Source organism: Thermococcus sp. CX2, from assembly GCF_012027555.1.
Classification (GTDB): Archaea; Methanobacteriota_B; Thermococci; order Thermococcales; family Thermococcaceae; genus Thermococcus.
This window is the reverse complement of sequence record NZ_SNUQ01000002.1, coordinates 368,408-392,004: the sequence shown is the minus strand read 5'-3', so window position 1 is coordinate 392,004 and position 23,597 is coordinate 368,408. Positions and strand designations below refer to the sequence as shown.

The following is a 23,597-nucleotide window of genomic DNA, read 5'->3' as shown; positions in this document are numbered from 1 at the left end:
ATGAAGCTCGTCCCCAGCGTGGCCTACCTCAACGTCCAGAGGCAGTACTTCGTCGGCTACTCCATGCCCTTAGCCGGCTGGATAGGGGAGTACCTGATTAACTACCAGAAGCTCCCGCGGCCTAACTTCCTAAACCGTGCGATGGGCAAGCTGGGCTTTTCTTTGGCCGGTGAAGAAAGGGACGAGCGCTACATCACCCAGTTCTTCACAAGGGGGAGCGTCTCAATAAGCACGAGCTGGGACATCGAGAGGGAGAGCCTCTTCCTTCAGCTCATCCCGCTCCGTTCAAGGCTCTCTAAGGGTCTCACAATTAGGGCAGAGAATATAGAGTTCTACGACCAGTATGTGGTCTCGATAGAGCCTGCCGGAAAGCTCCCGCCTGGCGTTAAGAGCATTGGAATAAACGCCCTGATTTTGGAGGACTTCTATCCCGTCGAAACGCCCTACTGGGGCATGCTCCACGAGGACTGGGAAGCCGAGCTGAACCTAATTGTCATGCGCGATGAGGTTTATGAACAGCTCAACCGAGAGGAGTACCGCTGTCCGGTCTGCTTCTCCCCGCTGAGTGAAGAAAAGGGTGTGCTCAAGTGCACTCGCTGCGGCTTCCTCTACGCTCCAGAGAACGACTTCGAGAGGGTTATGGAGGAGTTCTCCGTCGAGGAGTTTGCCTTCTAGCAAACTTTGCGCAAGCAAAGTTTGATCAAAAAAGTTTGCCTCTATTTCAAAGGCTAGAACTGAAGCAAAGATTCGAATGGGGGGTGTTGACCTACCTGTGGACTTAAGGTTTATAAGTCCCTTCTTAGCTTTTCTTATCGGGCAGCCCCGTGGTGTAGCGGCCAAGCATGCGGGACTTTGGATCCCGCGACCCGGGTTCGAATCCCGGCGGGGCTACCACACAAACTTCGCCTTCGCGAAGTTTGATCAAGGTTGGCATGTCCGTTCTAAAACGGCTAATTTCCAGTGGTTTACTCTTCAATTGCTTATCATTACAGTGCTTCACTGCAAATATAACGCCCGAGGGACGTTAAAGGAAGTAGGAAACCCTTTAACTGCCAGCTTTTAGGTTAAACCCACAGTAAGCTCGCAGTTTTTGGAAGGACATGCAAACTCTTTCCAGCCAATTTGGGAGAATTTTACTCTTTGATCAAACTTTACCCTGCAAAGTTTGCTTTGCTGACGCAAAGTGCTGCTTTCGCTAACGCTCAAGCATCCTGACGGATGGCGGAAAATTCTGACTGCTTCTAAAAATGCTGATTTTTGAGTGTGCACTCCTTCAAAAAGGCGATTTTAAGTTGGATTTCTTCTTAACTGGCCAATTTTCAAGAAGTCTCTCAAAGTACGACGCCCAAAGGGCGTCAAAAAGAAAAGCAGACTCCAAATTAAAGTCTCCTGTTAAATGGAAATCCTCTCGAACTTGCAGAATTTAGAGGGGCACTCATCCAAAGGAACATTTTATCGGGCAGTCTCAACTTTGGTCAAGCTTTGCTTTGCAAAGATTGTTCGCATCGGCGCTGAAAATTTTAAGAGAAAAGCTCAGACAATCAGCGACACCAAATCCCTTATCGCCTTCTCCGGGTCTTTTGCCTTGGTAACGCCGCTCGCGAGGAGAACGCCAACGCTTCCGAGCTCCAAAGCCTTCTTGACGTCCTCCCCAGTGGAAATGCCTGCGCCGGTCAGAACCTTGACCTCTGGGTTTACCTTCCTGACGAGCTCGACGGTGTCAGTTATGACTTCCGGCTTGGCCTTGCTGACTGGAATGCCAGTTCCTATCAGTTCAGGCGGTTCAACTGCGACGTAATCTGGCCCCAGAGCGGCGACGGCGGCGCTGACTGCTGGGTTGTTGGAGCAGACCATCGTCATCAGTCCAACTTCCTCGGCGCGCCTTATGGCCGCTTCGAGGTCCGCTAAAATCATCCTGTTCTCCGAATGGTTGAGGAGAGTTCCGACGGCCCCGGCTTCCTTAACTGCCTCCGGGAGGACGTGGCCAGTGTGGCTTCCCGGTTTAATCGGGTCTATGTGCTGGGCAAAGACCGGAATCTCGACCTCCTGGGCAATCCTGTAAAGGTCGGCCAGCTGCGGCGCGACCACTATAGTTATCCCGGTCTCCTTCCAGACCTTCTCGGCGGCCTTGGCTATCTCAAGGGCTCTCTCGCCAGTGGCCTCGATGTATGTCTTGAAATTTATCGCTATTATCGGCTCTTTCAGCTTCGTCATAGGTATCCCCGGGAATGAATTGATGCTCAACCCTTAAATCCTTTTATCCCAAATTTCGTTTGGAAACACTCTGAGCGTGGTGTTGATTATGCAGAATCTGAAAAACTCTGGCCGCCGGCTTGGGGAAGACGAACTGAAAGATCTGATCGCCGGATGTACGCTTCTTGGCTGTGGGGGTGGGGGAAGCCCAGAAAACGGCTGGAAGTGGATTGAACAAGTGCTTAGAAAAGATCGAGAGATACGGCTCATTGGGGTAGAGGACCTGCCTGAGAATGCTTTTACGGTGAGCCCGTACTTCGTTGGGCCCGTGGGTGGGTCTCCAAAGAGAAATATCGCAGCTTTGGCTGTTCTGGAGCTTGAAGAGTTTCTGGGGAGAGAATTTGGGGCCGTTGTCCCTACCGAGCTGGGGGGCAACAGCACGGCAGTTGCGCTCGCCACCGCCGCTGAGCTGGGGATTCCAGTAGTTGATGGGGACATGGCTGGAAGAGCCGTCCCTGAACTCCATCACTCGGTTTATTATCTCCACGGCCACAAGATGGCGCCTTTTTCCATCGTTACTCCTGAAGAGGACGTTCTAATTGTACCCCGCATTGAGGATGACAGGAGGGCAGAAACGCTTGTTAGGGCAGTGGTGAGTGCGGTTGGAAAGGTTGGAGTGGCCTCCCACCCGTTCGATGCCGCGGTTTCGAAGCGGGTTCTTTTAAAGGGCACCCTCAGTAGGGCTATTGCCATCGGCCGGGCCCTGAAAAGTGAGGAGTGGGAGTCTGAACTGATGAAGCTTGGGGGCGTTCTTCTCTTCAGGGGTGTCTGTGCCTCACTTGAGAGGCAGGAAGAACGAGGCTTTACCATAGGGCTAATCGGGCTGGAGGGGATAGGGGAATTCGAGGGTGAGAGATATGAGATTCTGTTTAAAAATGAAAACCTCCTCGGGTTAAGAAACGGAAGCGTAGATGTGACTGTGCCTGATTTGATAACCATGCTAACTTCGGAAGGAGTCCCCGTTGTGAACTCCGAGGTGAGGCTCGGAGAGGAATACGTGGTTTTTGGGTTTTCTGCCCCTGAAGTATGGAGGTCTCAGCGTGGACTTGAATTGCTTGGACCGAGAGCTTTCGGCTTTGACGTGGAGTACGCCCCAATAGCGCGGAGGGCATTACGGTGAATCTTTCTTCCTCGGATTTCCGAGCGGGTCGATGAGGCCTGCCCTGATCAGGGAAGAGCTTATCTTCGCCCCGAGGCTGCTCCTTACGATCCCGATGGTCACTATCTCGAGGGGCTTCAGGCCCCTCTCTTCTCTAGCTCTGTTCACTATGAGTGCCCCCTTGTAGGTCTCCTCACTGACGACTATGGCATCGAGGCTCTTCATCTTATCCGCGAAGCCTATGGCCGTGTGTATCTTGATGACCCGGTAGTTGGAGTAGCCGTTAACCTCGAAGAACTTGAGCAGATCTCTCAGGCGGAGCTCGTAGGGAAGGATTTTATCCGCGTGGGGCTTGTTCCTCACCATCTCGTCGGCGGTCAGTCCAACGTAGACGTACTTCCCCACCTCGAAGGCCTTCCTCAGCAACGCCTTGTGCCCGAGGTGGAGCCTGTCAAAGGTCCCTCCGACGACCACTTTGCGGTACTTTTTCCTCATGGGCTAAAATTAGGCAGACGAACCAATAAGCTTTTTTATCAACCTCCGGAGATTTTTCCTGGAGGTGGTAGAATGAGAAAGCTCATCGTGCTCATCCTGACTCTTCTCCTGATCGGCTCACCCCTTGCTCACGTGGCAGCGGCCGGAGAGCCCCAGCCCCTTTTCAAGATAGACATGATGATTCAGGTGTCCCCCGACGGGCTGGCCCAGTTCAGGATATACGCCACGCTCAAGGATCCGTTTTACAGGGCGTACTTTAATAAACTCGCGGCCAACAACACCACCTTAGCTGAGGAGCAGTTCCAGTCTTTCGTGAAGAGTTTGATCTACGACAACCTGAAGGACAACTTCGAGAAGAGATTCGAGGCAAAGGGGCTCAACAGTACAATATACTGGCCCGAGGGGGGTCCGGTTAAGGTTCTCGACAACTGGTCCGCTGTGGTAGCCTTTGCCATTACCAACTTCCTCGTCAGCGATGGGAAAGTCCTTAGCTGTCCGCTCAGTGGCCCCATGGAATTCGTCTTCAGAGGCCATGTTTTCGCCTACAGCTGGGATAAGCTGACCCTCATCCTTCCCAAGGATTACGAAGTAAGGAACCTCGCCCCGGCTCCAGAAGATTTCAGCAACAACGTCGCGGTCTGGACTAACGGAGACTTCATCCCCCTAATGGAGCTCTACACTCCGCAGTATTCCTATTGGAAGTTCCTGAACGCAACCTGGAGGGAAATCTCCCTCAGGTACGACCCCCAGGAAGGCTACGTCCAGTTCAACGCCACCTTCAGCGGGGCGAACGCCACACCTCTGATTATCAATCAGATAATCTCGAGCTTTAAGGCCCGGATGGAAGTAATTAGCATCGACGCCCGCCAGGAGAACGGCAGTTTGGTAGTCATCGGCGTCGCCAAGCCGGAGGTGTCCCATAGCGAGACCTCTTCAGAGGAGGTGTGGAACGCCCTCGTCAAGCTGCCTATGCCCTTCAACAAGGTGCTCGTTAAAGGCGGCTCATATCAAGTTGGGCCCAACAATACTATAATTATCACGGTGGTGGAGAAGAAGCCAAACTATTTCACCTACCTCTGGATTGGCCTTATTTTGGTGGTGGTCGTTGGAATAGCCTGGCTCAAGAAGCGCAGAACCGCTTCGAAGGAGATGGAAGAGCCAGCCGAAGAAGGGAATGAAAGCTCTATTGAGGAAAGTGAGAGCCTCGATGGCGAGACCTCCGAATCCGGGGGTGAGTGAATGGACTTCTTCTTTTACCCCCGGAGCGTTGCCATCTTTGGCTCTTTCAAAGAAGGCGCCATAGCCTATGAAATCCTGCGCAACATAGTGGAGGGTGGCTTTGAGGGCAGGATAATCCCCGTGAACCCGAAAGGGGGAAAGGTTCAGGTTGGTGGAAAAACCTTTGAAATCCTGCCAAAGCTTGAGGAGCCGGTTGATACTGCCATAATAGCCATCCCCGCCAAGTTCGTGCCTTCTCTCATAGACGAAATCGGTGACTTAATCAATGGTGCCGTCGTTATAAGCGCTGGCTTTTCAGAGGTCGGAAACGTCGAGCTGGAGCGCGAGCTGGTGGAAAAAGCCAAGAGACACGGCGTCAGGCTCATCGGGCCCAACTGTGCAGGCATCTTCGGTGTTCACGGGAAGTTCTTTGGCTCCTTCGAAGTCCGCGTTAATCCCGGGGGGCTTGCTCTGATAAGCCAGAGCGGAGCCTTTGGCGGCGCGGCTTTGGCGATGGGCAACGAGGAAGGAATCGGGTTTTCGGCCTTCGTTTCCTATGGAAACGCCGCCGATCTGAACGAGAGCGACTTCCTGAGATACTTCGCTGACGATGAAAACACTAGGACCATAGCCCTTTACATCGAGGGCGTTAAAGACGGCCGACGCTTCATGGAGGCACTGCGTTACGCCGCGAGCAGGAAGCCGGTTATAGTCCTCAAAGCCGGGAAGAGCGCGAGCGGCGCCAAAGCCGCGGCATCTCACACAGGCTCTCTCGCGGGAAGCTACGAGATTTACAGGGCCGCCTTCAAACAGACCGGAGCCATAGAGGTCGAGGAAATGGAGGAGCTGTTTGATGCCGCTAAGGCCTTTGAGATGTACCCTAAGGCTGGAAGGCGCGTCGCAGTAATCACGAACTCTGGAGGGCCCGGTGTTCTCGCGACAGACAAGCTCGAAAAGCTAGGCCTCGAAATTGCCAAACTGAGCGATGAAACCGTTGAAGAGCTCCGCTCCTTCCTTCCGCCTCAGTGCTCCGTCAAGAACCCCATAGACCTCATAGCAGATGCCGACTACGAGCGCTATAAGCGGACCATCGAGGTTGTTTGCAGGGGCGGGAACGTTGATTCTCTCCTCGTAATCTGCGTTCCGCCGATATTCATCCCGAGCGAGGAGGTAGCGAGGGCGGTAATCGAGGCTGACTGCCCCAAACCCATCATCGTGAACTTCATGGCGGGGGAGCTTGTCAGGGATGGCGTCAATTTACTCGAGAAGCACGGCCTGAAGAACTTTCCGACACCGGAGAGAGCTGCTAAGGCTTTGGCTTGGCTTTCCCTTCGCTGACACTTTTTTAAGATGAAGTTCAATTTATATCTGGTGATGCTCATGAAGCCGTACAGACTCCTCTATCCGATGAGGACTTACCTCGTGGTGGCTGGAAAGGGTGAGGAAACCAACGTAATGGCCGCCGATTGGGTTACCGTCGTGTCCTTTGAGCCCTTTATGGTCGGCGTCGCGGTTTCTCCGAAGAGACACACGTGGGGACTGATAAAGAAGTACCGCGAGTTCGTCATCAGCGTGCCGAGTCTCGATATGCTCCCGGATGTTTGGATAGCCGGCACCAGACACGGTCCTGAGAAGCTGAAAGAGATGAAAATAACCCTCGTTCCATCGAAGGCCGTTGAAACCCCCAGTATAAAAGAAGCCCTGGCGAACGTGGAGTGCAAACTGGTGGATGAGCGGGACTACGGGGATCACACGTGGTTCGTCGGAGAGGTCGTGGGAAGTTCATACAGGAATGATGCCTTTGAAGGTGGGAAGCCAAACCTTGAGGCTGAGTTTCTTGCGCATGCCGCTTGGACGGATTTTGTGACCTTTGAAAAGCGTGTTCATCACCCGCCGGGAATTTGACCCAGATAATCTTTTTATACCCTTTTTACCCTCCCATCCTGATGATAGCGTTAGGTATAGAGGGGACGGCACATACCCTTGGCATAGGTATAGTTACCGAGGATAAAGTCTTAGCAAACGTATTTGATACTTTGACCACCGAAAAGGGGGGTATCCATCCAAAGGAAGCCGCCGAGCACCACGCGAGGCTTTTGAGGCCCCTCCTGAGAAAGGCTCTTGACGAGGCTGGAATAGCTATCGAGGACGTTGACCTGATAGCCTTCTCCCAGGGGCCCGGTCTCGGTCCTGCCCTTCGTGTTGTTGCCACCGCCGCACGGGCCCTGGCCATAAAGCACCGCAAGCCAATAATCGGCGTGAACCACTGCATAGCCCACGTTGAGATCACGAAAATGTTCGGCGTTAAAGACCCCGTCGGCCTCTACGTGAGCGGTGGAAACACCCAGGTTCTGGCATTGGAGGGAGGTCGTTACAGGGTTTTCGGTGAGACTCTCGACATAGGCATCGGGAACGCCATCGATACCTTCGCCCGCGAGCTGGGCATAGGCTTCCCCGGGGGGCCGAAGATTGAGAGGCTCGCCTTAAAGGGCGAGAAGTATATCGAGCTTCCATACGCGGTCAAAGGTATGGATTTGAGCTTTTCTGGAATCCTTACCGAGGCCGTCAGGAAGTACAGGACCGGAAAGTACCGCGTTGAGGATCTGGCATACTCCTTCCAGGAGACGGCCTTTGCCGCGCTCGTTGAGGTTACCGAGAGGGCCGTTGCCCACACAGGCAAGGATGAGGTTGTTCTCGTTGGCGGCGTTGCGGCCAACAACCGCCTTAGGGAGATGCTCAAAACGATGACAGAGGACAGGGGGATAGAGTTCTTCGTTCCCCCGTACGACCTGTGCAGGGACAACGGGGCCATGATAGCTTATACTGGATTGAGAATGTACCTCGGAGGCGTCAGGTTCGGCCTCGAGGACACGGTCGTAAAGCAGAAGTTCAGAACCGATGAGGTGGAGGTTGTATGGAGCTGAAGGTTTCGATCTGGGTCTTTTTTATTGATGTCGTGCTGTTCATCGTCATCGGGTATTCTACGCTCTATGTCGCCAAGAGGATGTCACGTTACGGTGAACCCCTCAACAGGTTCATTGTGGTTGTGGCAGTTTCCCTGTTTACAGCGACAATAGGCCGAGCCCTTGATATCGTTGACGATTTTACTGGGAATGTAGCTACCATTGTGTCTGTGGAGCGGGTTCTCTACTTCCTGTCGATAATTGGCATAGCCTATGGCCTGTTAAGTTACATAAGTCATATTGAAAGAACCATTTTACCAGTCCCTTCAAAAGCTCCCGGGAGCGCGAAGCTCTCTTCTGGAGGTTATCTCTACATGGGGGGAAGCACAAAGGAACTTGTGGAGTTCATTTCCTCAATTGACGCTCCGGTGCTTGTCATCACTAGGAGCCCCTGGAAGTATGAAAACCTCGGAGAGCACGTTCAAATCCTGTGGGTGACCCAGGTCACTGACAAGGGAATCGGCCTGACGAAGCTTCACGTCGTCATTGAGAGTGCAGTAAAGTTCCTTCGGGGCGGGGGCAGGTTGATAGTGGTGGACTGCCTTGAAACTCTTATTCTGTACAACGACTTTACGGCCATCTTTAGATTCCTCACGGCACTGAAAGACCACGCCGTTGAAACAAAGTCTGCCGTGCTCGTGGTTGTTGATAAGGAAACACTGAAAGAAAGGGAGCTGAACGTTCTCCTTAGGGAGTTCGCCCCCGTGAGGAATTTGAAGAGCCTTCTCAAAACTTCCGCTTGATCTTCATTGTGTACTTTGGGTACACCTCGTTCGAGAACCTCACAAACTTTGCTCTCCGTGGGGAGAGCTTTATGGTTATCTCCGTCTCTGGCTCTAGGTAGGTGTAGAACTGCCCATCGACCGCCAGTATTATTTCCCTGGTGAGGGCCATGTTCCTCACGTCTATCTTGCTGTACGACGGCACTATCATTGGCCTCGAGCTCAGCGCTATCGGTGCGAGGGGTGCTATGACGATTACATCAAGCCTCGGATCCACGAAGGGCCCTCCCGCGGACATGGCGTAGCCCGTTGATCCTGTCGGTGTTGAGACTATCAGCCCGTCGGCTCTGATTTCATCGGCGAGGCCTTCGTCTATGTAATACCTCAGATGGATTATCTTTCCGGGTATGCCCGTTAGAATGGCCACCTCGTTGAGGGCATCAGGGACTACGTTCTCGCCGTTTAGGTACGTCCTCAGCTTTATGCGTTCGTCTATATGGTAATCACCCTCAATTAGCTTGCTCAGGGCAAAGAAGGCCTCGTGGGGTTCAACCTCCGTGAGAAAACCGAGCGTCCCCATGTTGATGCCCAACAAAGGTATCTCCTTCTTGGTTTTGTGTTCTACTCTGAGAATCGTCCCATCTCCTCCGATAACGATGATAAAATCGACGTCGAAGTCCTCCAGCGGGAGAACATCCTCCTCCTGAAATTCGGGCAGGTATCTGTGTGTGTCGGTATCCACATACACCTCGTAACCGCTGACCTTGAGGAAGTCGTAGACCCTGTATGCGAGCTTGAGGGCTGCCTCTTTATCTCTCCTGGCCACTATCCCAAACTTCATGGTTGTCAATTCTCCCTTCTTCAGTTAAACCTTTCTTTTTCTTATCCTCCCTGAGCTTAACGCCAAAGTGGGTTGTGAGGAAGCCGCCGAGAACCGTTGGTATCCAGTACGATATCAGCCTATCGATGAGCGTTGCGGTAACGGCGAAGTTCTTATCTATGCCGAGGAGGACGTAGACACCTGAGTTTATGGCCTCTATAAATCCTGCACCGCCTGGAATAATGCTTATCAAACCCGCGACAACGCCTATCATCTGCACGACCATTATCTCCTCAAGGCCAACTGGGTATTTAATGCTCAGGAAGATGAAGTAGGAGCGGAGAAGGGTGAGGAACCAGAAAGCGAAGGAATATGCTAGGGCCAGTAAGAAGGCTTTTTTGTCTTTCAGGAGGAGTTTAAAGCCCTTCTGGAACTTGGGGACGTTTACTTCGATGTTGTGGATGAACTTCTCCTCGTACTTTTTTGCCTTCTTTGGCATCAGCCTGGAGACCAGCCCGAAGAACCAGTAGAGAATCCTCTTGGTTCTCCTCTCGTTCAGGAGTATAACGAGCGTTATTACGATCAAGGCGGCAAGGATTGCATTGAGGACGAGCAGGGTTATCATCAGCGTCGTTGAGCCTAAGCGATAGACGTAAACCGTCGAAAGGAACAGCATAACGATGACCGGAATGAGGTCGAGGATTCTATCGGCCATTATTGTGGCAAAAACTGGGCCGTATGTCTCATTGGAGCGCTTTGAGAGGTAGTACATCCTCATAGGCTCACCGCCGCCGCGGGCCCCGGGTGTGACGTTGTTCACAAAAACACCCACGAATATCGCGCCCAGAATCGTCCTAAAGGAGGCGTTTATGTTGAGGCTCTTGAGGAGCACCCCCCAGCGAAGGGCCCAGAGAACAACACCCGCAATGTAAACGAGCACGGCGAGTATGAAGTAGTCAAGCCTCGCTTTTTTTAGAACGCCTATTACATCCTCTACCCCCGCCCACCAGATGAGTAGGATTATTATGAGGATCCCAAAGGTGAGGAAGCCGACCTTCTTCCAGTCCATGCCTACACCTTCCTAAGTTTTGCTATGAAGAAGCCCTGGGTAAGGTGTTTGTGGGGATAAAACCTCTGGGCCTCGTCCATATCAATACCAGCCGAGCCTATAAAGAGGCTCTGCTCTTCAAGCTTTAAACCTTTGTGCACCATGTAGCGCACGTTGGCCTCGTTCTCCTCGTAGCTCAGCGTGCAGGTGGAGTAAACGAGAATGCCTCCCTTCTTGAGGGACTTTATCGCTGCGTTGATGAAGTGCCTCTGATAGCGGGCGGTGGCTTCAATATCTTTAGGCGTCCTACTCTCCCAGAGCTTGGGCCTTATGCCGAGGGCTGTGCATGGAGCGTCGAGGAGTATCTTATCCGCCTCTATTCCAAGCTCGGGTAGCTTTCGGGAGTCCATGTGGAGGAGCTTGACGTTCTTGACGCCGAGCCTCTTTAGCTCTTCTTCCATCTTCCTCAGTCTGTTCTTGGACTTGTCGATGGCAATTATCTCTCCGCGGTTTTCCATCAACTGGGCTATGTGGCTCGTCTTCCCGCCTGGAGCGGCGGCCATATCGACTATCAGCTCCTCCTCGCTCGGCTCAAGAACCCTCGCCACCACCATTGAGGGTAGGCTCTGGGCATAGAAGAGGCCCTCTTTAAAGCTCTCCAGCTCGCTCAGGCTCGGTAACTTGAACTTCGGCAGGGTTACCTCCACGGCTATGCCCCTGGTCGAGGTTATCATCTCCTTGGCGCTCATCTTTGCTATCCCAATCCCAACGAGAAGGCCTTTCGGATCGCGAATCTCGACCTCGTCGCCTGGCTTTATCTTCTTGTCCGCCTGAAGGACTCCAGGGGCGTAGAGCATTGCTCCTTGATAAACGCTCTCCGCCGCGAACTTGTTGGCCCTCACGACGGGTAAGCCCGGCTCGTAATCATCTGGAAAGTTCGGGCCTTCCCTCTCGAAGTATATACCCTCCTTGAGGTAGGGGCTTCGCTTTGGCTTCAGTCCCTCTTTCCTCAGGATGGACATCAGCTTGGAGCGGCTCGTCTTGAGGGTGTTGACTCTAATGTAGTACTTCTCCACGGGCGTCCTGAGGGAGGCCATTATCTCCTTGGCTTCACTCCCGAAGAGCTTTTGGTAGTACTCCCTGAGCTCGGGCGGAAACGCCTCCTCGTACACGGCTAAACCTCCAGGGCGCCAAGTGCTTTGGCAAAGGTTATGAACTCCATAAGGCCCTTCTTGAGCTCATCAACACTCTTAAAATCGGCCTCGAACTGAAAAACCTCCTCGTCACTCTGGGCTATCAGCTCCATAATCTCATCGACGCTCGCCCTTTTGGTTGGCCCGTAGATGTCGTCGAGGAAGTTGGTTCCCCCGTAGATGAAGGCCTCGTCAAAGCTCTCCACGAACCTCTCAACGAGCTCCCTTCCCACTTTTTCCTTTGGGATCGCAAAGACGAAGTAGTATCCCTGGAGGGTAACGCCCACTTCTCCCTGCGGCTTTATCTCGAAGGCCGGGTGGGGATACTTCATCAGCTTCCACTCGCCGTCGAGGTAGATGTAGGCGCCAAAGACCTCCTCGACGTCCTCGACCTTGAAGCCAAGTTCGGGAAGTTCGGCCTTTAGCTCTTCGTTGAGCCTGAAGATGCTCTCCCACATCCCATTGAGGAACTCGTGAACTTCTCTCACGTCCATTTCTCTCACCAGAAAAGGGAAAAGGTGGGGGGCTTAAAAACTTTCATCCGTTCATTTAATCAGATTCTGGAGCATGTTGTTCAGCTCTCCCATTATATCGGTCTGGATGGTCTCGTCAACGGTCGCCAGCTCCATCTTGTAGCTAATATTCAGCACGGTGACGTCGAGGTATATCTCGGCCCTTACCCTGCTGACCTCGCCGTTCTTTATGTGCTCAGCCCAGACCCTGGGAAGGATCTTAGTGTCAATTAACGTCTCAACGTCGACCGTTCCGTACCCCCTGGCCGGGAGAACCACGCTCTTGACTATGGTACCCTGGCCTATTTTGATGTCGTTTACGTATATCGTGTATCCGACGCCACCTATGGGCAGCGGGAACGGGTTGGGGTTGTAGAGCTTCAGGTGGTTGATTATCACGGCGTTGTCTCCCCGAGTTCCCGCCCAGTCTGTTGTCGTCTCGATTAGTGCCGGGGTCTTGGCGATGCCTACGTCTCTGCTCTCGGCGGTTATGTTGAGATACTGAAGTATGTCCTCGCTTATCTGGGTGGTCACGTTCTCGTCTATCGGCACCACTCCAAAGAGCTTGCCCCGCAGGTGAAAGACGACGTAGCCCTTCTGTCCGTTGTCCATGTATCTCACGAGGGCATCGACGAGGTTTCTGTTGTCTATGGCTATGGCAAGGGTGATGTCCCTTTTCGTGGCCCCGTAGTCGAACCTCTCCACGCTCGCCACAGGGATACCTAGGAAGTCAAGGCTGGTGTTCTCCACCGACGCTGGAACGAGCAGGGGCTTGTTGAGGTGCGCCGTTATCCATATCTCGGTCGTGTTCTCGTCGACATAACCCCATTGGGCCTGGATGCTGGGCTGGATCGTGAGCACCGCGTAGGCGACGTAACCGAGCCACAGGATGATAGCGAGGAATACACCCGCTATGGCGATTTTCCAGTTCATGTCTCTCACCGTTTTTGTTATGGTATTTGTGAGTTTAAATGTTTCCAGGCCATCAGGAGGCCCTGCCTTTCCGGTATGTGTAGATCACCGTCAGCACTACGAGGATTCCCACGACCACCGCAAGGTTCCTGAGGTTGGTGGAGGTCTTGGTGTTTTCCTGAACCGTTACGTCAATCGTCCTCTCAAAGACGTAGACGTTGTCGTCTCCCTGGTTCGGGTCTCCAACGGCCCTGATCCTTAGCTGAATCTTGTAATCCTTCGGGATGGCGTCACTGTCGACCCTCAAGATTATGACCCCTTCTCCCGTCGCCCCCGGTGCAAGGTCACCGACGTAGTCCGTTCTCTTGTCGAGGGTGAAGGGCTGGTCGGCCTTCACAACACCCTCAATGAGCACGCTCGTGGCCTTCTCTCCGCCCGTGTTCTTCAGGGTAATGTAGACCTTGACGCTCTCCCCCTGGAGGGGCTCGGGTTCAAATCTAACGTTTACGACCTCTATATTCGGCTTGGCGGCGATTATAACGGGAACCCTCAGCGTAACGTTCTTCTCCATCCCGAGGTCGTTGGTATACGTCACTAAGAGCGGGATCTCGTAGATTCCCGAGGTGGCGTTCTCTGCAACGTCAACCCTGAAGGAGGCCTTTGCCGAGTCGCCCTTGCCGAGCGTTCCGAGGTTTATTAGCTGCTGGCTCGTTTCACTCAGCTTGAACGGCCACGACGGCTGGGGCTTCAGGATCACCGTCCTCGCGGTTCCTGTTCCAACGTTGTCCACCTGGAGGTCGATTTCCACGTTGCCCGTTCCAGGGAGGACCTTGCCAGGTGATGTTGAGACTTTCGACAGGAGAAGCTCCGCCTTTCCGGTGACGTCTATGCCGACCAACCTCTCGTCGCTTATCTCCTTATCGTCGGGTGCGCTCAGGTACTTCAGCTCCACCCGGAGGGGGTATATCCCGTTCTCGAGCTTGTCGTTGACCTTAATCCTGAACTCCAGCGTCGCGTTCTGGCCCGGTTCGAGCTCGGCAACGTACTTTACGTTGTCCTCCCCAACCGGCAGGAATGCCTCGACGTTCTGTCTGGCGAGCTCCCCCATTATCTGGTTAAGCGCCGTCTGAAGGCTCTCGCTCAGCCCTTCACTCCCCTGGATGGGGATCTGGGAAAGGGCCGAGAGGTCGACGTTCTTGACCTCCCCCTGTATTGGCACCTGGTAGGAGATTATCTTGAGGCTCAGGGCTTTGACGGGTTGGGCCCCGGTGTTCTTTATCGTGAATCTCACCGTGAACGTATCGCCGGGGCTTATCTCTTCCGGAATCGTCTCGACCTTCGTTATCTCGATGAAGCCTTCCCTATTCCTGCTGACAGTCAGGGCAACGAAGTTGTAGCTCTGGACCATCTTCATGTTGGAGCCCAGCCCAGTGAAGTACACGACGCCGACGTAGAGGGGATACGTTCCCACATCCGCGTTTGGGTTTATCTTTATCCGGAAGGTAAGCGTGGCGTTCTCCTTCCCTTCCAAGTACTCGATGTACTGAACCGCGCTTCCTTCGGGGTAGAAGACGCTCTGGGAAACTCCGCTCTGGCTCAGGGCCATCGATATGGCACTCGCTATCGAGGAACTCTCGTTGAAGCTCATTGGTGTCGGGGAGACGAAGACGTTGAGGTAGCGGACCTTTAATGCACCCTCGTTCCTGAGGTGGACCTTAATAGTTATCGTATCGCCGGGCTGAACTGTATCGGGCATTTCAACGCTCGATATCACAACTCCCGGGGCGGTGGCGGCCCTCCACTCCGGCGGCCCGCTTATGCTTACCTTGATTCCGTTGGGATAAACCTCCAGTACCGTTACGTAGACCTTCTCGTCGTCCACATCAACCTCTACCGTCTCGCCTTCCCTGACTGGAGTTATGTCGGGATAGGTTATCTGCATCAGAACGTCTTCCTTCCTGATTCCGAGTTCTGGATGCTCCTCAATGGTCCGCATCACGGCATCGGCGATTTCCGTCGGAGATGCGCTCTGGAGCCACTGGTAGAATCCAAAGGCATTGGCTATCAGGCAGGCGTTGAAGGCGGCGCTGTCGTTGACGTACTGGGAACACGCCTCCACGTCGTAGCCCTGAGTTTCGGCGAGGGCCAGCAGGAACTCCGGGTTGAGGAGGAGCCTCTGAATCTTCTCGGGGTCGGGCACGTATATCGTCTTGTACTCGGCGTTGAGTATCTTCCCGTCCTTTAGTATCACGAGGAAGGCGTAGTACTCCCCGTTTCCGTAGTCCTTCTGTGTGTCCACCAGTGAGATCACGAGCGGCCCCACGAGTATGGCCTCACCCTTGCTCAGGTAGCCCTCGAAGAGCGGGCTTCCCTGCGAGGCGCTTACGCCCGATGCGAACAGGCTTGTGATGAGGAGCAGGATAAGAGTTCCGGCTACTTTTTTCATCTCGAACCACCTCCAAGATCTTTACCATAAAATATCTGCAGTAATGCGGGTGTGACGAGGTAAGATGCCAACACCGAGGCGAATATTCCAAACGCCAGTGTAAGCCCAAAGTCGTGTATGGTTGGCAGTTCCCCCGCGAGGAGCGCTAAGAAGCCCCCGGCCGTTGTCAGCGCCCCCACGAGGATTCCCGGCCCGACGTTCTCGACGGACGTTACTATCGGGCGCGGGTTCCCTTTCTCCCTCTCCTCGAGGAAGCGGTGGCTCAGGTGCATTCCATAATCGACGCCAAGGCCGACTATCATCGAGATGACACCCGCAAGGGTCTGGGTGAAGGGAATGCCGGCCAAGCCCATGAATCCGACCGTCCAGAGGGCACCGAGGAACATTGGGGTTATCATCGCGATGGAAACCTTCGGGCGCTTGAAGAGAATCAGGACTATCAAGATGACAAAGACCGTTCCATAGGTCGAGATGCGGTTGATTTCCTCGTTCGTTAGGCTGTCGAGGACGTAGTTGAGGTAGATGTCGCCGGTCAGGGAGAGGCTCACTCCTGGCGGAAAGTCCGCGGTTTTAATCGCCTCTTCGAAGTAGCTCATTATCCTCCTGAAATCGTTGATGCTCACACCGCCGAAGTCGCCCGTGAACTTAATCAGTGTCATGGAATAGTCGGAGGACACCAGGTTCTGCCCCTCGTAGTCCTTCAGTGCCTCTCTGATTTTTTCCTCGTCGTTCGGGATGTAGCCGTATTTTTCGACGACAATGTCGGCTATGCTCTCCGAGTCGAAGACGTTGTTGTAGTAGGAGTCCGCCGTTATTTCGTTCTCAAAGCGGTAGATGCTCCTCACGAGGGTGGGATCCCTGACGTCGTCCGCCTTGACGAGAACGTAGAGCTCGTCCTGCCCGCCGAAATCACTGCGCACGTCCTTCAGTGCCTCTATCTCGGGCATACCCTTGGGAACGAACTTCTCAAGCCTAACCTCCGTGGTCACCTGCGTTACTCCATAGCCGAAGACCAGGGTTATCAAGAAGACCGCACCGAGGAAAGTGAAGGGTCTCCTCCTGATGCCCTCTCCCAGGGAGCGGAACGCTTCTCCTAAGATGCCCGAGTGGGAGCGTATCTCGGGCACCTCGTAGTGCCCCTTCAGCCTCTTCATCACGTCTTCCTCGAGGATTATCACCGCAGGCGTTATCACGACCGCGTTTAGGGCCGCTAAGCCAAGGCCGAGGATCAAGGTGGTCGCGAGGTTGTGGAGCATCGGGAGGCTGGAGAGATACATCGCGGCAAAGCCTGCAACGGTCGTCAGCGCCGCTCCCAAGAGTGCTTTTCCAGTCTCGGCTATCGCCTCCTCCGCGGCCTCTTCTATGCTCCTTCCCCTCTTTCTCTCCTCATAGTAGCGGTTGGTCACGTGGACTCCGTAGTCTATGCCCATTCCTATGAGCATCGCGCCTATCGTGGTCGTCGCCATGTCGAGGGGTATTCCAAGGAGCCCCATCGCCCCAAGCGTCATGGTAACGCCGAACACTAAGGGGGTGAGCGGAATCAGTGCTTTAACTGGCGAACGGTAGAAGTAGAGCAGCAATCCCAGAACGAGGACGAAGGATATTGCCATGGTCTTGTTCAGGTCGCTCTGGAGAAGCTCCAGTATCCTGTAGGTTATGCCTATGTTGCCAGTCTGGACCACCTTCACGTTCTTCGGAAACTTGACGTCGTTTATGTCCGCTTGAATTCCCTCGTAAACTCTTGCGAGCGTTTTCGAGTTCTTCTCTCTGCTCACGGTTACCACTATTATCGTCATCGTGTAGTCCCTGCTCACGAGCTGGCTTCTTGTCTCTGCGGGAAGCATATCGAGTACGAACTTAGCCTCTTCTTCCGTTTCTGGAAGACGGCCGAGAACCTGCATGTAAACGTCCGCTATGCTTATGGTGTCGGTTACGTACTCCCTCTGGCGGAGCCTCTGCTCGAGCTCGTAGATGGCCTGGATTACTTGGGGGTCCCTAATGTCGTACACTCCTCCTGGCTCTATGGAATCCACCTTGACCACTATCAGCGCGCTGTCGCTGCTCTGAAATTCATTTTGGAGTGTGTTGTAGTCCTCTATCGCTGGGTGCCCCTCAGGGAGCATGCTCCTTAAGTCGCTCTCGAAGCGCAGGTTTTGGATCCCATAGATGGAAACAACCAGCAGGAATATCGCTATGAGTGCAAATGCCACCCTGTACTTCACTATTATCTTTGCGACCTTACGCAGCACTGCCATCAGGTTCCCTCCGAACTTTTGGAAATTTCCGAAAGTTTTAAATATCTGAAACTTTAAAAACCTTTTGCTGATTGACCTTTGTCATTTTCATGTCGAATTCAATCGCTGGAATCGGGGGTGTTGGCTGTGGGAGTTGAAGAAGCACGTCGAATAGTCATGGAGCACTTCGCGAATGCCGCCAGGAGATTTGGCTTCAGCGAGCTTTACGGCTACATTTACGGAGTCCTATTTCTCGCGAGGGAGCCAATGAGCCTCGGCGAGATAGCGGAGCTCACGGGGTATTCACTCTCCCATGTGAGCACGGCCCTCAAGTCCATGGAAAGCCTCGGCCTAGTCGTTAGGATCAAGAAGCCGGGCGACAAGAAGGCCTACTACAAAGCCACCAAGCTCCTGAAGGACTGGAGGCAGGCCGCTTATTACAACAGAATACTCGAAGACATCGAACAGATGAAGGACAACCTTCGAAAGGCTTTGGAGGCCCTGGGAGACGAAACCGGTCCAGAGGCCGATTTCGTCAGGGAGAGCATAGAGGTTGCCATGAAAAGGAACGAGCTGGCGGGAAGGATACTCCGCTTCATCATGAGCCACGACGACGAGGAAGTCCTTGAGAGGCTCATTACCTGCCTTGAGGGTGGGGAAAAGCGGTAGCTTTAAAACCAACCTCTGGGAGTTCAATCGGGGTGAGGAAATGTCGCTTTCATCACTACTCTGGGCCTTCTGGTACATAGTTCCAGCTTACATCGCCAACGCCTCCCCAGTTCTCGTGGGTGGTGGCAGGCCTATTGATGGTGGTAGAACCTGGGGTGATGGCAGGAGGATCTTCGGCGACGGGAAGACGTGGCGCGGCTTCATTGGCGGCGTTGCCATAGGAACGGCCTCCGGAGTCATCCAGTACTTCCTCACGCCCGACTTCTACGGCTCCCTCGAGACGGCCATTCTCCTGGCCTTTCTGTTGTCCTTTGGCGCGCTTTTCGGCGACCTCGTGGGCAGCTTCTTCAAGAGACGCGCCAACCTGCCGAGGGGCTATCCAGCCATTGGCCTCGACCAGCTGGGCTTTTTAATCTCTGCTCTGGCCTTTGCCTATCCCGTTAAGACGCTCGATTCTGGCCAGATAATTTTCCTCCTTATTGTCTCGCCATTCGTCCACTGGGGGGCTAACTACTTCGCCTACAGGATGGGCTGGAAGAGCGTGCCGTGGTGAGCTTTTCTGTTTTCATTCGTCGTTTCTTCCCGTTCCTTATAGGCAAAAACTGACCAAAGGTTGAAAGGGGACCGACGATTAGCCACCAATATCCAGCAACCCTTTTTAACTCCCTCTCCCAAAACTCCTCGGTGGTGCAAGTGAAAGTCAAGGTGAGGTACTTCGCCCGCTTCCGCTCGCTCGTTGGTAAAAGTGAGGAAGAGCTTGAGGTCCCAGAGGGAGTAACCGTGAGAAACTTGATTGATATCCTGAAGGAGCGCCATCCCGTTCTGAAGAACGAGGTCTTCGCCGAGGACGACGACTTGGCCGACGTGAATGTCTCCAGAAACGGTAGGTACGTGAGCTTCGACGAGGTTCTGCGCGATGGTGACATCGTGGCAATCTTCCCTCCCGTGAGCGGTGGTTGATATGCTGACCGAGCGCGAAATTGAGCGCTACGACAGGCAGATAATGATATTCGGAAAAGAGGGCCAGGAGAAGCTCAAGAACTCCAAGGTGGCAGTGGTTGGCGTTGGCGGTCTCGGGAGTCCAGTTGCTTACTATTTAGCCGCCGCTGGAATCGGCACGCTCCTCCTCATAGACGAGCAGGAGCCAGAGCTGAGCAACCTCAACAGGCAGATACTCCACTGGGAAGAGGACCTTGGGAAGAACCCCAAGCCGCTGTCGGCAAAATGGAAGCTGGAGCGCTTTAACTCGGACATAAAAATCGAGACCTTCGTGGGCCGTTTAAGCGAGGAGAACATCGATTCCGTCCTTGACGGCGTTGACATCATCGTGGACTGCCTCGACAACTTTGGAACTCGCTTCCTCCTCGACGACTACGCCCACAGGAGGAGGGTTCCCCTCGTACACGGTGCCGTGGAGGGAACCTACGGCCAGGTAACGACAATATTCCCTGGAATTACGAAGAGCCTCAGGGAAATCTTCCCGAATGTTAGAGAAAAGAAAGAGAAATTCCCGATTCTGGGGGCGACAGCAGGCGTCGTCGGGGCAATTCAGGCCATGGAGGTCATAAAGCTTCTAACTGGCATAGGCGAGCCCCTTATTAATCAGCTCTTGATAGTCGATTTGGCCTTCAACATCTTCGACGTGATCGAGCTCAAGTAGAGGGCTCCTTTACGCTTTTCTTTTCGTTGATGCCCGTTATCTCTATAACTTCGCTCCACGTACCCTCCTGTATTATAGTCATGTTTCCGAGCGTCGGGTCGCTGACCGAGGTTTTTGCGCTAACGGTGTAGCTTATGCTCCCACCAACGAGGATTCCGTCCCTGAACTGGAGCTCCAGAATGCCATCATCTACGCTTATTTCCGTGTCGGGAGTTGATGCGAAGTAGGCACTGGCGAGGACTTTTAGGTCGTCCGCATCGAGCCTGTATCTGAGTGTTAGAACATCCCCTTCGACCCTCTCTTCGGGCTCCCTGGCGAGGTACTTCCTGGCGAGGCTCACGATGTTATATTCCCAGATCAGCTCTCTGAGGGTCTCGTCGTCGGCTTTCATCCATCCGACGGCGGTCTTGACGTAGGTGACGTTGTTCACGGTTATGTACGAGATGGACGTGGAAGCGCCGTCGGGCTGGCTTATCGTCGTTGAGTTTATCCAAGCGCTCCACGAGTCGAAATCTACGTAGCTCTCCTCGATGATGGTGAGGTTCACGTGATCCTTCTGGCTAATTCCTTCCTGTTCAATGGTCACGTTCATCGAGATGGTGGCGTTGCTGGTGTACGTAAACTGCCTTATTTCAGAAACCCCCTTGAGGAGCTCCTCCGTGCTGTAACCTCTTTCTGTGCTCGTTGGAGTTTCAGTCGCGGCAGTTGTTGTGGTGGTCGTTTGCTGGTGTGTGGTGGTCGGTGAGCTCGCCGTTTGTGATTCAGAAACGGGGCTCTCGCTCGATGTCGTGCTGGCTTGACCGTTGGAGGATATACAGCCTGCTGTGAACCCTGTGAGCAAAATTAGAACGAGCACCAACGCGTATTTTTTCATTCCTTTCACCTTTCTCCCTTTGACCGGCGATCACTTAAACCTTTTTATTAACTCGTCAGATTTAAAGCTCCAAGTGAGTAGTTAAATGGGGGATGGATATGAAGGTTAGGATTACCACCGAACCTTTCGACCTCAACGAGGCTCTGAGCTATCTCCTCGTTCCGGAGGCTGGAGGCTACGTGTTCTTCCTTGGGAAGGTCAGGAACGAGAATCATGGCAGGAGGGTCAAGAAGCTCATCTACGAGGCCTACGAGGAGATGGCGGTAAAAGAAATGGAGCGCATACGGGAAGAGGCGCTTGAGAAGTTCCCCATCATCGACATCCTGATATGGCACCGCTACGGTGAGCTTGAAGTCGGGGAAGACACGATACTGATAGTGGCCAGTGGAAAGCACAGAAAGGAAGCGTTTGATGCCTGTATCTGGGCCATCGACGAAGTCAAGAGGCGCGTCCCTGTGTGGAAGAGGGAGGTGACCGACGAGGGCACTTTCTGGATCGAAGGCGACAAGGTACTGCCGGACAAATGAACACTTCTGTTCTCTCCACTTTTTGCAAACTACTGTCAGTAGTGTGCAAAATCGGAATAGAAAAAGTATATATACGCTTTTGTCCATCCCTCCCCCGGTGGGGGTCCAATGGAGAAGGTCGTTTACGATAGCACTAATGCCGCTGGGGTGAACGCCTCGCCGAATATAGTCTCAGTGGGGAAACCACCCTGGAGCCACAGGACACACAGTGGCAAGCTTGAGAGGCTCATACTCCAGCTCGGAGCTGGAAACGGGAGGTTTTCAGAGGTCACTGGCATTCCCCGCTCGATAGGCTGCATCGGGAACAACTCTTTCATACTCAGGCGCGAGCCGCTCAGTCCAGAGCGCGTCAGGGAACTAATAAGGGAGTTCAAGGAGCTCGGTGGGAGGGAGCTGTGGCTCACCAACTACGACCGCATTGAGTACCTCACTAGTATCGCGTCCTATGCGGCGGAAATTGGGGTTCCTGAAGTCTATGCCGTAGTTAAACTCGAGGATCTCGAATTAATCCATCCAGTGGAGGATGTTCACTTCATCGCTGAGCTTGAGTACTCGGAAGAAAACATCAAGCGGCTTGAGGCCCACGGCTGGCTTCATGGAGCGCTGGTTATGGCCACCGCCAAGCAGTACGATGAGCTCAGAAGTCTCAGCACCGCATTTCCCGGAGAAATCTACGTTGACGTATTGTACCCGGGTTCTGCCAGAAAGCTCGACTTCAACGTTATAGAGATGAAGAGGGTTATCAACGCGAGCTCCGAGGAGTACCACGACTGCCTCTCCGGAACGGTTGCTATAACGGCCGAAGGCTACGCCCTTCCGTGCCCGCTGCTGAGGAACTACATAGTGGCGGACGTCAAGGAAGTTAGGCTCAAAAAGGTTCTCAGGAAAAGGCGTCTCAAGGAGTTCTGGAGGCTCACAAAGGATAAGATAGAAGGCTGCAGCCATTGTCCTTTCAAGTATATCTGCCATGACTGCAGGGCCCTGGAGTATCAGGCAACTGGGGACGTCTATGGCCTTGAGTACTGCCCGCTAGAACTCTAGTATCGAGCGGTAGCCGCTCCCATCTTTTTTGACCATCTTGGAGAACCTCGCGTATTTGCGGTTTTTCTCTATGTCCGCCAGTAGATCAAAGTATTCAATGGCGACCTTCTCCACGTAGTTGCTGAATTCGAACAGCTTTGTTCCGAGGTCCTCTTTGGATGAGAAAAACCACTCGAAAATATATTTATTGTTGTCCAGGACGCCAACCATTATCTCGTAGTCCCTAAAGCGCTCGAGAACTGCTTCATCGAGTGTGGACGTTATTCCTAAGACCCCCCTGTCGTAGGTGTCTACCTCTATATTCGCAAAGAAGCCTGTTAATATGCCGTCTTCCTTAAGCTTGTTTATCATGTACCTAATCGTCGGCCTTGTCTTTCCGAGCATTTTGGATATCTCCTTCATCGGAGTTCTGGCGTCCCACTTTAGGATGTCCATCAGCACGGCGTAGTCGTAGCTGTACCTCCACTCTCCGAATTCTCTCTTCTTGGCGGGTGGATATGCCCTGACCTCATAATACTCGTAATCCTCGGAGTATTTGGTCAGCATCTCGTCGATGTATTTGATCTGCTCCTTTGGGATGTGGAGGACGGCGTTTATTCCGTTTTTGAAACCGAAAATCGCGCATTGGTGAACGATGAACGGGTTTTGATACATCCGGTGGGCAACAAATCGGAGATCGTTTTGGGGGACGGAGAGAAAGGCGACGTAACTTCTCAGGCCCAGTTTGGCTATATCGTACATGGCGTTGACTTGAACGTGTTCACCGTAATATCTGTCATAAAGGCGCTTGAGCTTGTAATAATCGATTCCCTCCAGTTCGGCAATCTTTCGGAGGCTCTCCGTGGGATATTTATTCAAGAGCTCGACGAGAAATTCTACTTCTTCTATATTCAGCTCGACCATTTTACCTC

24 protein-coding genes and 1 tRNA gene are annotated in these 23,597 nt (G+C 53.4%); 14 read left to right on the top strand and 11 right to left on the bottom strand.

Annotated features, from left to right (window positions below):
• Both E3E23_RS06385 and E3E23_RS06380 read left to right on the top strand, forming a co-directional pair.
• Nucleotides 1-675: a hypothetical protein gene (locus E3E23_RS06385; RefSeq protein ID WP_167907251.1), complete on the top strand. Its 675-nt coding sequence runs from the start codon at nt 1-3 to the stop codon at nt 673-675.
• A gap of 143 nt (nt 676-818) precedes the next feature.
• Nucleotides 819-894: transfer RNA gene (locus E3E23_RS06380), tRNA-Gln, on the top strand.
• A gap of 639 nt (nt 895-1,533) precedes the next feature.
• On the opposite strand, the gene tpiA is transcribed toward E3E23_RS06380, so the two are convergent.
• Entirely contained in the window at nt 1,534-2,214 is a 681-nt protein-coding gene (tpiA, locus tag E3E23_RS06375) for a triose-phosphate isomerase (RefSeq protein ID WP_167907249.1), read from the bottom strand.
• A gap of 88 nt (nt 2,215-2,302) precedes the next feature.
• Here tpiA and E3E23_RS06370 point away from each other — a divergent pair, with 88 nt between their 5' ends.
• Nucleotides 2,303-3,373 (top strand): DUF917 domain-containing protein, encoded by a 1,071-nt coding sequence (locus tag E3E23_RS06370; protein WP_167907247.1) that lies wholly within the window; start codon nt 2,303-2,305, stop codon nt 3,371-3,373.
• Here the strand turns inward: E3E23_RS06370 and coaD are convergent.
• A complete protein-coding gene (gene coaD / locus E3E23_RS06365) occupies nt 3,365-3,847 on the bottom strand; it encodes a phosphopantetheine adenylyltransferase (protein WP_167907245.1) in 483 nt (160 codons plus the stop codon). The two genes, E3E23_RS06370 and coaD, sit on opposite strands and share 9 nt — an antisense overlap.
• A gap of 72 nt (nt 3,848-3,919) precedes the next feature.
• On the opposite strand from coaD, the gene E3E23_RS06360 reads away from it, so the two are divergent.
• Genes E3E23_RS06360 through E3E23_RS06340 form a run of 5 tightly spaced genes read left to right on the top strand, consistent with a single transcriptional unit; the run spans nt 3,920 to nt 8,771 of the window.
• The gene (locus E3E23_RS06360) at nt 3,920-5,086 is read left to right on the top strand and encodes a hypothetical protein (protein ID WP_167907243.1); all 1,167 of its coding nucleotides are present in this window, start codon (nt 3,920-3,922) and stop codon (nt 5,084-5,086) included.
• Complete coding sequence (locus E3E23_RS06355) at nt 5,087-6,403, top strand: acetate--CoA ligase family protein (protein WP_167907241.1); 1,317 nt, start codon at nt 5,087-5,089, stop codon at nt 6,401-6,403. It abuts the gene before it with no gap.
• Between the two features lie 42 nt (nt 6,404-6,445).
• Nucleotides 6,446-6,970, top strand: a complete 525-nt coding sequence (locus E3E23_RS06350; protein WP_167907522.1) for a flavin reductase family protein — start codon at nt 6,446-6,448, stop codon at nt 6,968-6,970.
• Nucleotides 6,971-7,011: 41 nt separating this feature from the next.
• Nucleotides 7,012-7,989: a bifunctional N(6)-L-threonylcarbamoyladenine synthase/serine/threonine protein kinase gene (locus tag E3E23_RS06345; protein ID WP_167907239.1), complete on the top strand. Its 978-nt coding sequence runs from the start codon at nt 7,012-7,014 to the stop codon at nt 7,987-7,989.
• The gene (locus E3E23_RS06340; RefSeq protein ID WP_167907237.1) at nt 7,980-8,771 is read left to right on the top strand and encodes a DUF835 domain-containing protein; all 792 of its coding nucleotides are present in this window, start codon (nt 7,980-7,982) and stop codon (nt 8,769-8,771) included. The genes E3E23_RS06345 and E3E23_RS06340 overlap by 10 nt, the downstream gene beginning before the upstream one ends.
• Here the strand turns inward: E3E23_RS06340 and E3E23_RS06335 are convergent.
• Genes E3E23_RS06335 through E3E23_RS06305 form a run of 7 tightly spaced genes read right to left on the bottom strand, consistent with a single transcriptional unit; the run spans nt 8,755 to nt 17,936 of the window.
• Nucleotides 8,755-9,591: an NAD(+) kinase gene (locus E3E23_RS06335; protein WP_167907235.1), complete on the bottom strand. Its 837-nt coding sequence runs from the start codon at nt 9,589-9,591 to the stop codon at nt 8,755-8,757. The genes E3E23_RS06340 and E3E23_RS06335 overlap by 17 nt on opposite strands.
• Entirely contained in the window at nt 9,560-10,639 is a 1,080-nt protein-coding gene (locus tag E3E23_RS06330; RefSeq protein ID WP_167907233.1) for a flippase-like domain-containing protein, read from the bottom strand. The genes E3E23_RS06335 and E3E23_RS06330 overlap by 32 nt, the downstream gene beginning before the upstream one ends.
• A 2-nt stretch (nt 10,640-10,641) precedes the next feature.
• On the bottom strand, nt 10,642-11,790 hold the full coding sequence (locus tag E3E23_RS06325) for an RsmB/NOP family class I SAM-dependent RNA methyltransferase (RefSeq protein ID WP_167907231.1): 1,149 nt from the start codon (nt 11,788-11,790) through the stop codon (nt 10,642-10,644).
• Between the two features lie 2 nt (nt 11,791-11,792).
• Entirely contained in the window at nt 11,793-12,305 is a 513-nt protein-coding gene (locus E3E23_RS06320; protein ID WP_167907521.1) for a DUF3201 domain-containing protein, read from the bottom strand.
• Nucleotides 12,306-12,356: 51 nt separating this feature from the next.
• Entirely contained in the window at nt 12,357-13,256 is a 900-nt protein-coding gene (locus E3E23_RS06315) for an LEA type 2 family protein (protein ID WP_167907519.1), read from the bottom strand.
• Between the two features lie 52 nt (nt 13,257-13,308).
• Nucleotides 13,309-15,681 carry a COG1361 S-layer family protein gene (locus E3E23_RS06310; protein ID WP_167907229.1) on the bottom strand — a complete coding sequence of 791 codons (2,373 nt, stop codon included), beginning with the start codon at nt 15,679-15,681 and terminating at the stop codon, nt 13,309-13,311.
• Complete coding sequence (locus E3E23_RS06305) at nt 15,678-17,936, bottom strand: hydrophobe/amphiphile efflux-3 (HAE3) family transporter (RefSeq protein ID WP_206205644.1); 2,259 nt, start codon at nt 17,934-17,936, stop codon at nt 15,678-15,680. Before E3E23_RS06305 ends, E3E23_RS06310 begins: the two co-directional genes overlap by 4 nt.
• Before the next feature lie 126 nt (nt 17,937-18,062).
• On the opposite strand from E3E23_RS06305, the gene E3E23_RS06300 reads away from it, so the two are divergent.
• From E3E23_RS06300 to E3E23_RS06285, 4 genes are all read left to right on the top strand, one after another.
• On the top strand, nt 18,063-18,584 hold the full coding sequence (locus E3E23_RS06300) for a MarR family transcriptional regulator (RefSeq protein WP_167907227.1): 522 nt from the start codon (nt 18,063-18,065) through the stop codon (nt 18,582-18,584).
• Between the two features lie 40 nt (nt 18,585-18,624).
• The gene (locus tag E3E23_RS06295) at nt 18,625-19,137 is read left to right on the top strand and encodes a CDP-2,3-bis-(O-geranylgeranyl)-sn-glycerol synthase (RefSeq protein WP_167907225.1); all 513 of its coding nucleotides are present in this window, start codon (nt 18,625-18,627) and stop codon (nt 19,135-19,137) included.
• Between the two features lie 140 nt (nt 19,138-19,277).
• Nucleotides 19,278-19,544, top strand: coding sequence for a ubiquitin-like small modifier protein 1 (locus E3E23_RS06290; RefSeq protein WP_167907516.1), 267 nt, complete (start codon nt 19,278-19,280; stop codon nt 19,542-19,544).
• A gap of 1 nt (nt 19,545) precedes the next feature.
• Entirely contained in the window at nt 19,546-20,244 is a 699-nt protein-coding gene (locus tag E3E23_RS06285; RefSeq protein WP_167907224.1) for a ThiF family adenylyltransferase, read from the top strand.
• Here E3E23_RS06285 and E3E23_RS06280 read toward each other — a convergent pair.
• Nucleotides 20,237-21,118: a hypothetical protein gene (locus E3E23_RS06280; RefSeq protein ID WP_167907223.1), complete on the bottom strand. Its 882-nt coding sequence runs from the start codon at nt 21,116-21,118 to the stop codon at nt 20,237-20,239. The genes E3E23_RS06285 and E3E23_RS06280 overlap by 8 nt on opposite strands.
• A 98-nt stretch (nt 21,119-21,216) precedes the next feature.
• Between E3E23_RS06280 and E3E23_RS06275 the strand changes: the two genes are divergently transcribed.
• Complete coding sequence (locus E3E23_RS06275) at nt 21,217-21,645, top strand: molybdenum cofactor biosynthesis protein MoaE (protein ID WP_167907222.1); 429 nt, start codon at nt 21,217-21,219, stop codon at nt 21,643-21,645.
• A 108-nt stretch (nt 21,646-21,753) separates the two neighbouring features.
• Complete coding sequence (locus E3E23_RS06270) at nt 21,754-22,686, top strand: SPASM domain-containing protein (protein ID WP_167907221.1); 933 nt, start codon at nt 21,754-21,756, stop codon at nt 22,684-22,686.
• On the opposite strand, the gene E3E23_RS06265 is transcribed toward E3E23_RS06270, so the two are convergent.
• Nucleotides 22,675-23,589, bottom strand: a complete 915-nt coding sequence (locus E3E23_RS06265; protein WP_167907220.1) for an Lrp/AsnC family transcriptional regulator — start codon at nt 23,587-23,589, stop codon at nt 22,675-22,677. The two genes, E3E23_RS06270 and E3E23_RS06265, sit on opposite strands and share 12 nt — an antisense overlap.
• Between the last annotated feature and the right edge of the window lie 8 nt (nt 23,590-23,597).